A 13,110-nucleotide genomic window follows, 5' to 3' on the forward strand; every position below is an offset into this window, starting at 1 on the left:
AAAATCAGAATTATCTCAGAGCAGCCCTTGTAGGCTGTGTGGGCAAATCTCGTAGCACTGAAACTCTTTGGTTGGCGAAGCCACGAGTTAAGCTAATTTCTTGCAGATAGCTGACCAAGTGCTGCGCAAGAGCATGCTCACAGCCAATTACCGGTGCAAGTTTACATCCCGCAGGAGCGCTCTCCATAATTTTGGAGATATCTTCCTGGCCGTGTAAGCCTCCACTAGCAAACAGCGGAACAACGATTGCATCTTCGGAAAGTGTCAGGACAGCCTTTTCGACAAAGGGTTCCTCGGAGAGGAATGCCACGCGAAGTTGCTTGTAATCGTAACGATTTTCCAGATGCTCTTTGAGTTGAAGCGCGCAAAGCCGTGATTCCGGTCCGACTGTCGAGCCATGGGCAACGATCAGCACTTCCCGGTCGAGTTCCGGCTTTAACAACGTGCTTTTGCTGTTTGGCGCCAGAGTACTTTGAATACTCTGTGAAACCAGATCAGGTAGGAAGGGCAATACACCAAGCGGGGGTAACAGCTTGATATACTGCCCGTCTCGGTTCAGATTTTGCCATGCACCTTCTTTCTGTTGTTGCAGGTTTGGGTCCAGCCCCAATCGGCGAGGCAGGACTGTTTTGCAGAAGTAGCCGTTACTTAAGAGGAGAGGAAGCACAAGCACGCGCTCGTGCGGGAGGCTTTCGACTACTTCCTGTAGCGGCGGGGTTCCTTTCATCACCCCACTCACCACATCCAGTTCGGGCAGTAAGGGCGCCAGAGCATTTTTCAGGCGAACGTGGCCTGGTGTATTGTCGGCGCCCTTGCCGCCCAGATCTCCATGAGCAGCAAGAACAAGTGCCAGATCGCTAGTGGCTCGTACCAGCGGAGAAGGTGATCTTGTTCCAGACATTGTACTTTCCAGATGGCTTACTCATTGGAATGCGCTTCACTTCTTCAAGCGTTTTCGCATCGTAAATGATGATCATGCCGTCATTTTCCCAGATAGAGAGAATGGCGTGGCTACCATCGCGGTCAAACTCGATATGAGCAGCGGTTTTACCCGGCAGCGGTTTCAGCGTCTTTACGATCTCAAGCGTTTCTTTATCGATCACGTACATCTGGTCCTTGTTTGGACCAAAGAACACATCCGCCCAAGCGTACTTGGAATTTTCGTGAGATCGCATGAAGAAGCCCGGACCCGCCGTATCAAGTGTCTTCAAGACGGACCAGTTGGACATGTCGATCACAGAAATCTTGCTCTCGCTCAGGTGCGGCGTCACCATCACTGGCTTGCCCTGCCACTCCCAGCTGATGCCGGAGCCTAGATGCGGGAAGCCGGGCAGATCGATTTTGGCAATGGTCGCGCCTTCATCCATGTCCACCACAACACCGCTCTTCCCGTCACGAGACGAGCCCATCAGGTGTTTGTAGGACTGGTCGAAGAAGAAATCGTCCATCGGTGCATCAACCTGAATACGGCGCAGGGCGAACAACCCTTCGGATGTTGGTTTCGCACCATCCTTGCCGTAGTTTTCAGCATCAACATAGGCATCAAACTCAGGCTCTGCCTTTGGATTGGTCGCTACTTCCCAGACTTCAGGCACATCCTTCATGGCAACAACGAAGCTGTCACGTTCTGGTGCTTGATAAACAGCAGAAACACGTGTGGTTTCGCCGCCCAAAGACTCTGCATCAAAGATCTTCTCAACGGTGAGGTCCTCAGCAGACAACATCACCAGAGAATGCGGCAGGTAGTTTGCCAGTGCGATGTGCTTGCCATCGCGGGAAAGCGCGATGTTGCGGGCATTGATGCCGCCGCGCACTTCGCCAACCACTTTCAGCGCCCACATATCGTACTTGGTGATCCAGCCATCACGGGACATGAAGAACACGTAGTGTCCGTCCGGTGTAAACTTAGGGCCGCCATGCAGTGCAAACTGGGTTTTGAAGCGGGTGAGCGGTTCAAACGTATCGCCATCCATGACGGTGGCGTAGTGATCACCAGTCTCCACGACCACAAACAGGTTCAGCGGATCGGATTCATAAACCGGCTTTTCAACGGGCTTGTAGTCCTCGTTGAACACTCGGGTCGCGTTGATTTCTTTTTCACCCCAAACCGGCATCGCACCCAATGGGGTCTTTACCAGATTCACCAGATCAGCAACCTGCTGATCGTTGAGCTGATCCCCAAAAGCTGGCATCTGGGTGTGGACACGACCATCCTTGATGGTCGATGTCGCAGCACTTACGCGCAGACGCTTCAGGCTTTCCGGAATGAGCGCAGGGCCAATGCCGCCTAAGCGGTCACCACCATGACACTCCGCACAAAGCTCCTGATAGGTGCCCTTTGTGGCATCAGAGACCGGATAGAGCTCAAGCTTTTTACCGCGTGCTTCCGCAGCGCCTGCCAACATGCAGGTTGCCAGCAAAACTCCGGCGAGTTTAGGCATAAACGTGTTTGGCTTCATGACGAGCTCCCCGGAATGGTGTTGTTTCAACGCGCTGGTGGTTTGCATCCCCAAGACCGATCTCTTCATCCGTCAGGTAACAGGATGGATCTTCCGCCCAAGGGTCACCCGTTAGCTGCAGCGCGCGCACGCGCGTGTTGCCATTACAGATGTTGAAGTATTGGCAAGATCCGCAGCGGCCTTTGATCTGGCGCGGGGTCTGCTTCAAACCAGCCATGACCGGATCGGATACATCCTGCCAAATCTCCGAGAACTTGCGCTCTTTTACGTTGCCGATTGTGTAGTGCCACCAGAAGCTGTCCGGATGCACTTTGCCGGTGTTATCGATGTTGCCGATGTTTACACCAGAGGCGTTGCCACCCCAGCGCTCCAGCATATCTTCCAGATAACCAGCTTTTTCCGGCATGTTCTCACGCACCCACTGCAACAGGTAGATGCCATCCGCATCGTTGTTGCCGGTCACGTATTCGTTGGACTTGCCAGCCAACACATCTTCCCAGGCCTTTTCAATCAGGTGGGTCATGGCTTTGCGGGTCACGTTCAGGTGCGCATCTTCACCACGGTTCTTATTGCCGCGGCCTGCATACACAAGGTGAGACAGGTAGATCTTGTCCACGTTCTCGCGGGCGCACAGGTCCAGATAGTCATCCAGCGTATCGGCATTTTCTTCTGTCAGCGTAAAGCGCAGGCCAACTTTCACGTTTTCCTCGCGCAGGTAACGCACGGCTTGCAAGGACAGGTCAAACGCGCCATCCATGCCGCGGAAGTCATCATGCACCTTGCCAATGCCATCCAGTGAGATGCCGACATAGTCGTAACCGATCTCACCAATCTTACGCGCCATATCTTTGTCGATAAGCGTGCCGTTGGTGGACAAGGCGGTATAGAAGCCAAGCTGCTTGGCGTGGGCCGACAGCTCCAGCATATCCGGACGCATCAGCGGTTCACCACCAGAGAAGATGATGACCGGGACGCGGAAGCCCTTCAGGTCATCAATAACCTCATAGGCCTGCTTGGTTGAAAGCTCGCCGGGAAAATCTACATCGCCTGAGGTTGTATAACAGTGCTTGCACTTCAAATTACAACGGCGGATCAAGTTCCAGATAACAACCGGACCAGCAGGTTTACGCGCTGGTGGAAGTGGATACGGATCCGCTAGAGCTTTGAGATAATGGGTCAGACGAAACACGCGGGCTCTCCCCTCTGCGACGAAGTCTAAGTCCTGTTTTTTTCAGGGTTTTTGTCGAAAACAGGACATCATTTCCATTGCATGATGTCCCTATGAGCGCCTCTATTTCCTTGACTAAAGTCAGACACTCTTCGCGAGTCTTTCCATGCACCATGGCAAAGACATTGTACGGCCATGTGGGTAGCCATCTTGGGCGTTGATAGCAGTGGGACACAAAGTCCAGAGAACCCATCATTTGTCCAACGCGCTCAACGTCCTCATCAACGATATTCCAGACGGACATGCCGTTGGCACGCATGCCAAGGGCGCGATGATTTGGCACAGCCGCAATACGACGAATTGCACCGTTTTCTTTCATGGAAGCAACGCGCTCCAGCACCAGTTCTTCACTCACGCCAAGCTGGTGGGCAATCTGCGCATATGGCTCGGAAACTAGCGGCAAACCTTCTTGCAGCGCAGCCACCAGAGCACGGTCAAATTCAGAGAATTCTTCGATACTATGCGTGCTCATACTGGAACCTTAAACTCAATGAAAAACTCGCGTTCTTTCGGGAACAGCCGGACTGGGATTCCGGTCAGCTCTTCAATGCGTTTCCCGCAACTCTCAATTTCTTCAGGGGTTTCCGTGGCAAGCACAAACCACATGTTCAGCTCGTGATCACGGGCATAATTGTGTGCCACCTCCTCCAACGAGTTCACCTGTTCGGTCACCTCGTTATAGCGCTCTTCCGGCACAGCCATGGCACACAGGCAGAACGCCCCGCCCATTTGAGCAATGTCGAACATAGGCCCGAAACGAGTGAGGATACGCGTCTTAAGCAGCCATTGCAGGCGCTCAAGTAGCAAGTCTTCCGCAATGCCCAGTTCCTCTGCAACTGCTGCATACGGCTTGGAGACAACTGGCAAACCATCTTGCAAGCGGTTGATCAGCTTGCGGTCCAGATCATCCAGATGCACCTTGGCAGGTTCATTCAGGTGGGCGATATCTGTGCTCATGCACTTACTCCAACACTGCGAGACAGACGGGCACCACGCTGCTTGAAGCACTTGGTGGAGAACAGCACGTCGCTGCTCATCACGTGCTGCGTGGCCGTGGTGGAAAGCCGGTTGATGACCTCCAGCGCCTCTTCACGGCTGTTCGCGTGGGTCATGGTGTACAGGTTGTACGGCCAAAGCGGCATCTCTCTGTTGCGCTGGTAGCAAAGGCTCACCATCGGGTCAGCAGAAAATATCGCTCCCACGTCATCAATATGCTCATCACGAACATTCCAGACCATCATCGCATTCGCCTTGTAACCGATGGACCGATGCCGCACGACCACACCAAACCGGCGAATGATGCCAGCATCCTGCAGCACCTTCAGCCGTTCAAGCACGGTGGTTTCCGAGCGCCCCAACTTCAGCGCAATGCGCAGGAACGGGCGGTCCGAGAGAGGAATGCCATCAGACAGTTTTTCCAGCAGGTTAATGTCACCGGGCTCCAGAACCGACATATCAACCGGCGGGAGTACAGGGGTCTTCTTTTCCAGCCGCTGCTCTGTCAAAGAAAACCCCAGATCCAGGTGGAAAGCCTTTTCCATCCGAAAAGCATGAACCACCAGATTGGTGTTCTGCTCAATACGGGCGAGCGTGGCCTCTAACGTCGCCCGATCCCGTTCAACAACCACGAACCAGATGTTGAGATCATTCTCACGCAGGTAGTTGTGGTTGACCCCCGGCTCATCGTTGATGAGCTGCGCTGCCGTTTCCACAAAGTGTGGAGGCGCTGACACCGCGGCCAGACAACTTGCGCTCACTGTATTTGGAGCCAGTACCGCGCCAATGCGCGAAATGACGCCATTTGCGACCAGCCGTTCGTAACTGCTGATCGCGTCTAAAGCGTCCACCCCGGTTTCCCGGGCTATGAGATTGAATGGCTTAGGGACAAGCGGAAAATTATGCTGCCACTTGTCCACCAATACGAGATCAATATCACTCAGCTGTGCGCTCATATCGCAAACTCCCCAATCGCTCGGGCGGCCAGTGCCGCCCTGGGAAAGCCGGGACCTAAAGCCCCAGCTGGTGTGCACGTGAAGTAAAGAAGATGCCGCTTGGTTTTTCTGCTGGCAGAACCTCTTTCAGGGAGAAATCCGTTGTGTCGTAGACATGAATTTCATTCTTGTCACGAACGGACATCCAGACTTCGTTGCCGCGCGGAGTGAACTCCATATGCAACACGCCCGGTCCCGGCTTCATCGTTTTGATGATCTTGCGTTCCAGAATATCGATCACCTGAATGGTATCGTTGTGTGGAGGCGCAAAGTTCACCCAGATCTGACGACCATCAGGACGCGCCATGGCAAACACCGGCTGACCATGTACCTTCACGCGATCGACTTCAGTGAAGTCACGCTCATCCATGAACAGCACTTCGTGGCGACCTATGGCTGGCAATGCGTACATGCCGTTGGCTTTCGCCCAGCCTTCCAGATGGGGCATCTTGTAGACCGGAAGAGGCTCTTCCCCCTTGCCGTAGCCATCCATAATGCGCTCAACTGTCAGAGGCTCTTTCCAAAGGTCCACATGGGCCAGACCATCTTCACCAAACAGGCCAACGATGTAGTGGCGGCCATCGCCCGTAACCAGCGCATCGTATGGGAAGACGCCGATGTCTTCCAGTTTGGTGATCTCAGGCTTCAGGCTCTTGGAATAGTCCAAAATCCATATTTGCTCACCATCCCAAAGGGAGAAAGCAAAGCGGCGACCGGGCAGATCCACAAGTCCAATCGTTTTGGACTGGTTGCCAACTTCGTCATAAATCGCAGGTACTTCGGAGACCAGCTCCAGAGTTTCCGCGTCAAATACATTCACGCCGCCCGGTTTGTAGTTGGCGACTGCAATCAGCTTGCCATCATCAGAAATAGCACCGCCGATGGAGTTACCAGCCTGCATAACGCGGCCAACAAGCTTGCCAGTGAGCATATCCACTTTGGACAAACCACCATCGCGGCCAAACACATAGGCGTAGCGCTCGTCTCGCGAGTAAACGACAGAGGCGTGCGAGAGGTTGCCCAGACCCTCTACCTGAGCCAACACAGTACGGTCTGTGCTTTCGACAATCAGGGCTGTTCCTGTGGCTCGTTCGATAATCAGACCCAGATCGCCCGTGGCGCGCAGGTCTTCAGAACTGGCTGCAGAAGCAAATAAAAGACCCGCACCTAAGGCTGCGGCAGCAAAAAACGTCTTCACTTGAATGCTCCTGTTTTAAGACCTTCCGCAATGAAGGCCGCTTCAGTTTCGGTGAGGAAGCCGCGCCATGGTGGCATTGCCGTTCCTGGCAACCCGCCAAGGATCACTTCCTGAATGACATCAGAGTCCATATGCTCCAGATTTTCTGGAAGGATTGGCCCTCCAAGACCGCCCTCAAGCGTCAGACCGTGGCAGGACCCGCAGTCCTGCTGCACGAAGTCTGTCAGTTTTTCGCGATCAATGATCTTGAGGGCCTCTTCGTCGGCAAGAGCCCCAAGGGGCGCCCCAGTCAGCAACGGAAGCGCCAGCACCCCAGCCTTCAGAAAAGAACGCAGCGGGTTTTGCGCACTCCGCTCTGTCTTAGCCATTGATAACCTCCAGATGAGGTCTATCGCCCCATTTTGCCTCACTGCCGGAGAAGGACGGCAGCTCCAGAGAGTCTTTCAGACCCACAACATCACCAATCATGAACAGTGTCGGCGCTGGTAGCTTAGCTGCCTTGGCCTGCTCACCAATTGTGGTAAGCGTGCCGAACACTTTCTGCTCTTCCGATGTGGTGCCCTTCGATATCGCAACAGCAGGCATATCAGCAGGCATGCCGTGCTCTACCAGCTTGGTAGAAATCTCGGCGATGGCGGCAAGGCCCATGTAGATCACAAGGGTGGTGTTAGGGTCCGCAAGGCTGGCCCAATCCAGATCGAGGGGTACATCTTTCTGGCAATGCCCGGTTACGTATCTTAGCCCCGTTGCAAGGCCGCGATGCGTGAGTGGCAGGTTTAGGCTTGAGGCACAGCCTTGCGCAGCTGTGATGCCTGGCACGACTTCATAGTCGACGCCGGCAATGACCAGTTCAGCAGCTTCTTCACTGCCGCGGCCAAAAATAAACGGATCCCCACCTTTAAGGCGCACAACGCGCTTACCTTCTTTGGCGAGATCAACGAGTAACTGGTTGATTTCTTCCTGAGGAATAGGATGGCTCTTCGGCTTCTTCCCGACAGGATAAAGAGCTGTCTTAGGCGGAACCAGATCCATAATTTCCTGAGAGACCAGACGATCGTAAACAACGACTTCAGCGTCCTGAATGCGCTTCAGAGCTTTCACTGTCAGGAGATCCGGATCACCCGGTCCTGCGCCAATCAGACTGACCTTACCAATGCCTCTCATAACTCATTCCTCAAATCGAAACTGGCGAAAATAGAGGGGCAATCCGCGCCCCTCTGGTGATCTGGAGTGTTGCCGAACCGATGTCTTTTAAGGTGTTAGAGACATAGAACTTGCCCCAAGGAGCAATCAGGGGTTCGTCTTTGATGGCACTTTCACAATTGAGAGTGTTGTCATCAAATGCTGCTGGCTTCTTACGAGCGCTTACAGCCACGGCGCTGACTGCGCATTCCTGCGCGATACTGGCCAAAAAACGGAGAATTGATTTAAACGACACCATAAACTCCAATAGAAACGAACCTTACCCGGCATCGTTATGTAAGCTTGCCCTCGAGCTTCTTACATTGACCATCGTCAAGTTATTGTGAGCGCCTCATGAAAGGCTATTATTCGAATATATTTCAATGGGTTGATGTGTGTAGAAATTTCACAGAAATGCAACCGCATGTGGTGATATCCCAGCTAAATTGACATAGGTCACGCGAAGGCAAAAAATACGTAGACTTCCCACAATAAATAATCGTTCTAAATTGGAGAAAGAGATTCCGTTTCAGGCATTTACTTCCCGGCAACGGCAAGTTGGCGCCCGACCAGAACTGCACGGAGTGCGCGTTTAGGGAATAAACGTAAGGTCAGATTGGAACCGACCTTTTTACCTAACGGAACCTTAACCCCGTTGCCAAGCAACGTTTCCACCACTCCCCCATCCTCAGTAGGTTGAAATCAAAACCAACAAGCACTTGAGTGCTGCCGACGTGAGGAACCGCTACATGAGTGAGGCGAAGCCCTTTTCCTTCCTGAGCCCTATCAAAAATCCGCCAGCTTACGTAATGGATCCTGAAAAGAAGCATCTGGAAATTACTCTGGATGTTGAATACGACACCAACAATGTTTTCAGCTTTGAAAAGCCTCACAACGTCCCAACCTACACCCGGGTCTTCACAAGCGATCTTACCAAAGAGGCTGGAAACACTCTGACCGGCCCAACCATTGAGGTCAGGCCGGGTTCAAAGCTGCAGATCCACACACACAACAAATTACCGGAACAGGACCAGACCGAGCCGGATGACATCAACTTCCCTTACGGGTTCAACAACTACAACATCCACACACACGGCCTGCACGTGACGCCGGAGTCGCCCGGAGATAACGTCTGCATGACCATTCGCCCCGGCGAAGCCTATGACTACGAGTACGATATTCCGGCGGATCACCCTCCGGGGGTCTACTGGTATCACCCGCACAAGCACGGGTCCGTGGCCTTGCAGGTTGGCAGCGGCATGGCCGGTATGATTATCGTGCGTGGCGCGTTTGATGATCAGCTCAAAGAGATGGGTGTGAAGGAATACTGCATGGTGTTCCAGAACATTGCCGTCAACGCTGAGGGCAAGGTGGAAGACCAGAAGCAGGTCGCCAAGTTCCCCAACAGTGAATACAACATCACCGTCAACAGCCAGTATTGCCCGATCATCAAAGTAAAACCGGGAGAGCTGATCAATCTGCGCCTGTTGAACGCGACCACACGCTCCTCGATCAACTTCGAGTGCCCGTTCTTCGGGCAGATGTTTATCTACGGGTATGATGGCAACCCCACTGACAACTACCGCAGACAAGGGGGCATCAGCCTGGCCCCGGCGAACCGCGCCTCTATCCTGCTGAAAATCAGCGAGGCAGCCACGCCCGGTGCGTTCTATTACGTGCAAAATGACTCGGTCGAATACCAGTTTATTCCGCATTATAAGTACCACAACAACCCGCCACTCTTTGCCATTGAGGTGGAGCGCGGCGAGGAGATCGGGGCAGCGATCTACATGCCGAGCGAAACAGCTGAGCGCACCACTCCACCGCCTTTCCCGGAAAGCCTGCGTGGTGGACTGCTGGAACCAATTGGCCCCGAAGAAGTAACGAACAAACGCACGCTGACCTTCCAGGCGAATACGCTGGACAATCCCGACAAGTACTACCGCGGGGTGAACGTTACCATCGACCACGGCCAGTTTGGCGGCTGTGAGGTGGTCAATCATTGGGTTGAACTGGACGCCGTGGAAGAATGGACGCTGGAAAACGAAAGCGAGTTTCCGCATCCCATCCATATCCATGTGAACCCCATGTATGTCTTTGAGATTCAGGGCGAAGACCCCTTGGATTACACGCTGGAGCTTCCGTTCTGGGCGGACACCATTCAGGTTCCACCTCATGGGCATGTCAAATTCCGCATGCGGTTCAAGGACTTCGTCGGCAAGTATCCTTTGCACTGCCACCTGCTCTACCATGAAGATGGCGGCATGATGCAGCACGTAAAAGTCGTCAGAGATCTGAAAGAAAAAGACGACTGGAACAACAACCAATAGCGGCCCGAGACAACATCAGGTTCACATGACTGAGGTACACGGCATCAGCCCTGACAACGAGCGGAAGCCAAAACGAATGCGCAGCTTTTCTCTGAGCCATTTTCTGCTTACCAACCCCATTGGTTATGGAGTGATGCTCGTACTTCAGCTGGCTGTGGTAGCGATGATCACGCGTCCAGATACCCTTCATGTATTTGAAGTTGCTTTCGTTCTCGCCATATTCTTTGCAGGCATGGTCAGCCTGCAAAACGCAGGTATGCCCAGCTACCTCTTCACGTATTTCTGGAGTGGGTTTGTTTATGGCGGGTTCGGTATGATTTTGGGCCACCAGATCGATTTGTCCATTGATCAGAACCTGGCAATGCAACAGATGAACAGCCTGACACTGGCTGCTGTTTATCTGAACTGGATGACCCTCATCATGGTGGGCGCTTGTATTGTAACCTGCTTTTTCGCGGATCACTGCAAAGGGCATCCGGCTTCCAAAAGCGCAAAAACCTTCATACACGTCTTCGCAATTTCCATGATGATGTTTGGCGTTTACGTAGGCCATGCACTCAACCTGATACTGCACCGGAACACGTTTGACCGGTTCTATCTACAAGTCCTTGCCATGAGCATCTTCTTCACCATCGGCTATTACTGCGCTCTCAAGTGTCATGACTTGCTTCACGACAGAAAGAAGGCCTGAGTGGCCCTCTTTCCTTTTGCTTACCCAACTTTTTGCGGCGCGGAATACCGCTTCTCCAGCTGTGCCTGTATCATCTCAAAGACAAAACTCACCGCCCAATAGATGAGCGCAGCGCTGATCAACATTTCAAAGTGTTTGAACTCGGAGCGCCCAAGCGTCCGTGCCAGATACATGAGTTCCATAATGCCCATGGCAGACACCAGCGAGCTGTCCTTGAGCATAGAGATGAAATTGTTGCCCGTTGGCGGAATGATGATGCGGATTGCCTGAGGCAAAACCACCTTCCACATGACCTGCCAGGGCTGCAAGCCCAGAGCGGCGGCGGCTTCTGACTGTTGCCGTGGAACCGCCTGTATGCCACCTCGGAAAATCTCCGTCATATAGGCGCCGTAACTGAGCGACAAAGCCAGAATACCTGACGGGATTGCATCCAGCGTAATGCCAAGTTGCGGCAAGCCCAGATAAATCAGATAAACCTGCAACAACAACGGCGTACCGCGAAAAAACGAAACGTAGAACGTTGAAGCCGCATAGGCTGGACCTGAGTTGGACAGACGGGCAAGTGCCCCAACAAATGCCAGTAAGCTGGCGCAAATGATGGACGCAAACGAGACAAAGAGCGTGTAGAACAGCCCCTTGTAAAGCAGGATCGGCAACCGCTCGATAATGAACGGAAACGACAGGTCAAACGAGTAGAAAAACCCCAAAAACAGCGCCAGAAGCTGCGCCCAATAGATCGGCACTTGCACCTTCATTGGCAGTTTGGAGACGAACACTACGTCTGCTGTGATCACGGCAGAAATCGCGAATGCGGCCAGCACGGAAGCGGTATCAGGAGCCACATCAAGGTTCAGAAGGGTCGTCAGGTATTGCCCAACGCTGCTCAGATCAAACGCCATGAGCAACGCCGCCAGTACCGCGAAGAAAACCAGGCGCCGAGAGGGCGCATGGCTAAACAGGTTCACGAGCAGTGTCATAGGACCAACCGCACTAGTGCGTCGTGGTTACAAGGTCAGCCCCGAACCACTTTTGTGAAAGCTCAACCAAAGTGCCATCAGCCCGCATTTCCTCAATGATTTCACCGATTTTCTTGGAAAACTCAGGGTCATCACGAGACGTCACAACGGCCAAAGGCTCAAAGAACACCGCTTCTCCCAGAATACGGATCGGATAGTTGGCCTTGATCGCTTCCAGAATGGTTGGGACCGAAGTGATGCCAGCATCCAGACGCTTGCCATCTCCCAAACGCAGGTCATCCAAAACGTTGCTGTCAGCCTCATAGGTGCGGACCTCACCCGGTGTCACGGCGAACTCGAACGCAGGAGAATAAGCAGCGTCCAGCTCCAACTCGTGCTGAAGATAGTACTCGAAGGTTGAACCAGTGCTGGCCCCGATGCGCTTGCCGTTCAGCTCCGAAACCGTTTCATAAGACGAGTCCTTGTGCACGTAAAACGCAGCAGGCGTGTAATAGTAAACCGCTGGAAAATCGAGCACTTTCGCACGAGCGGGTGTAGGCGTCATGGAGCCGATGGACATCTCCCAGCGCCCGCCCCACTTGCCGGATGTAATGGCCTCCCAAGCCGGGTTCAGGAACTCTGCCTTTGCGCCCATACGTTTGGCGACTTCTTTTGAAACATCAATGTCATAACCTTCAAACACACCATTAGCATTCAGGAATGAAGCTGGCGGATATCCGGAGTTGGTGGCGACGCGGATCACCTTGCTCTCCATGACGCGGTCCATCACTTCACCGGAAAATGCGGGTTGAGATAAGGCCAGCAAAGACACGCTGACAACCGAGCCAATACTCGCGATTGATTTAATAATATTCATTTACCCCTCCAAATAATAATATTATCCGGGTGATCCTAGGCAACAGAACCAAGGTAAACAAGAGATTCTCATTTATTCATATATGAATACATTTCAGTTTCATTGAGTGAAATCTATAAGGCTAATCTATTTATTCTTCTGATTGCCCATTTATTAGATAGTATGCGCGATGACTCATAATATTCATCGCACATACAT

At 53.0% G+C, this 13,110-nt stretch carries 14 protein-coding genes; 2 read left to right on the plus strand and 12 right to left on the minus strand.

Translation table 11 applies throughout. From position 1 onward, the window contains the following. Positions 1-10: 10 nt before the first annotated feature. Genes DHN43_RS12365 through DHN43_RS12410 form a run of 10 tightly spaced genes read right to left on the minus strand, consistent with a single transcriptional unit; the run spans position 11 to position 8,314 of the window. Complete coding sequence (locus DHN43_RS12365; protein WP_082831168.1) at positions 11-901, minus strand: CbiX/SirB N-terminal domain-containing protein; 891 nt, start codon at positions 899-901, stop codon at positions 11-13. Then, a complete protein-coding gene (locus DHN43_RS12370) occupies positions 858-2,459 on the minus strand; it encodes a nitrite reductase (protein ID WP_244272095.1) in 1,602 nt (533 codons plus the stop codon). Before DHN43_RS12370 ends, DHN43_RS12365 begins: the two co-directional genes overlap by 44 nt. After that, entirely contained in the window at positions 2,434-3,648 is a 1,215-nt protein-coding gene (nirJ, locus tag DHN43_RS12375; protein WP_108818784.1) for a heme d1 biosynthesis radical SAM protein NirJ, read from the minus strand. Before nirJ ends, DHN43_RS12370 begins: the two co-directional genes overlap by 26 nt. Further along, positions 3,584-4,159 (minus strand): siroheme decarboxylase subunit beta, encoded by a 576-nt coding sequence (gene ahbB, locus DHN43_RS12380; protein WP_108818785.1) that lies wholly within the window; start codon positions 4,157-4,159, stop codon positions 3,584-3,586. The genes nirJ and ahbB (DHN43_RS12380) overlap by 65 nt, the downstream gene beginning before the upstream one ends. Next, positions 4,156-4,644: an AsnC family transcriptional regulator gene (locus DHN43_RS12385; protein ID WP_108818786.1), complete on the minus strand. Its 489-nt coding sequence runs from the start codon at positions 4,642-4,644 to the stop codon at positions 4,156-4,158. The genes ahbB (DHN43_RS12380) and DHN43_RS12385 overlap by 4 nt, the downstream gene beginning before the upstream one ends. After that, a complete protein-coding gene (gene ahbB / locus DHN43_RS12390; RefSeq protein WP_108818787.1) occupies positions 4,641-5,639 on the minus strand; it encodes a siroheme decarboxylase subunit beta in 999 nt (332 codons plus the stop codon). The genes DHN43_RS12385 and ahbB (DHN43_RS12390) overlap by 4 nt, the downstream gene beginning before the upstream one ends. Before the next feature lie 55 nt (positions 5,640-5,694). Next, complete coding sequence (locus tag DHN43_RS12395) at positions 5,695-6,876, minus strand: cytochrome D1 domain-containing protein (RefSeq protein ID WP_108818788.1); 1,182 nt, start codon at positions 6,874-6,876, stop codon at positions 5,695-5,697. Next, positions 6,873-7,244 carry a c-type cytochrome gene (locus tag DHN43_RS12400; protein ID WP_108818789.1) on the minus strand — a complete coding sequence of 124 codons (372 nt, stop codon included), beginning with the start codon at positions 7,242-7,244 and terminating at the stop codon, positions 6,873-6,875. Before DHN43_RS12400 ends, DHN43_RS12395 begins: the two co-directional genes overlap by 4 nt. Next, on the minus strand, positions 7,237-8,040 hold the full coding sequence (gene cobA / locus DHN43_RS12405; RefSeq protein ID WP_057463311.1) for a uroporphyrinogen-III C-methyltransferase: 804 nt from the start codon (positions 8,038-8,040) through the stop codon (positions 7,237-7,239). Before cobA ends, DHN43_RS12400 begins: the two co-directional genes overlap by 8 nt. Positions 8,041-8,050: 10 nt before the next feature. Further along, a complete protein-coding gene (locus DHN43_RS12410; RefSeq protein WP_159096837.1) occupies positions 8,051-8,314 on the minus strand; it encodes a hypothetical protein in 264 nt (87 codons plus the stop codon). Between the two features lie 493 nt (positions 8,315-8,807). Between DHN43_RS12410 and DHN43_RS12415 the strand changes: the two genes are divergently transcribed. Continuing rightward, positions 8,808-10,388, plus strand: a complete 1,581-nt coding sequence (locus tag DHN43_RS12415) for a multicopper oxidase family protein (protein WP_063304716.1) — start codon at positions 8,808-8,810, stop codon at positions 10,386-10,388. Between the two features lie 25 nt (positions 10,389-10,413). Continuing rightward, positions 10,414-11,079, plus strand: coding sequence for a hypothetical protein (locus tag DHN43_RS12420; protein WP_108818791.1), 666 nt, complete (start codon positions 10,414-10,416; stop codon positions 11,077-11,079). 20 nt (positions 11,080-11,099) lie between these two features. Here DHN43_RS12420 and DHN43_RS12425 read toward each other — a convergent pair whose 3' ends face one another. Both DHN43_RS12425 and DHN43_RS12430 read right to left on the minus strand, forming a co-directional pair. Then, entirely contained in the window at positions 11,100-12,056 is a 957-nt protein-coding gene (locus DHN43_RS12425) for an amino acid ABC transporter permease (RefSeq protein WP_108818792.1), read from the minus strand. 13 nt (positions 12,057-12,069) lie between these two features. Further along, the gene (locus DHN43_RS12430) at positions 12,070-12,912 is read right to left on the minus strand and encodes a transporter substrate-binding domain-containing protein (protein WP_108818793.1); all 843 of its coding nucleotides are present in this window, start codon (positions 12,910-12,912) and stop codon (positions 12,070-12,072) included. Between the last annotated feature and the right edge of the window lie 198 nt (positions 12,913-13,110).

Source organism: Pseudovibrio sp. Alg231-02 (genome assembly GCF_900143565.1).
GTDB lineage: Bacteria > Pseudomonadota > Alphaproteobacteria > Rhizobiales > Stappiaceae > Pseudovibrio.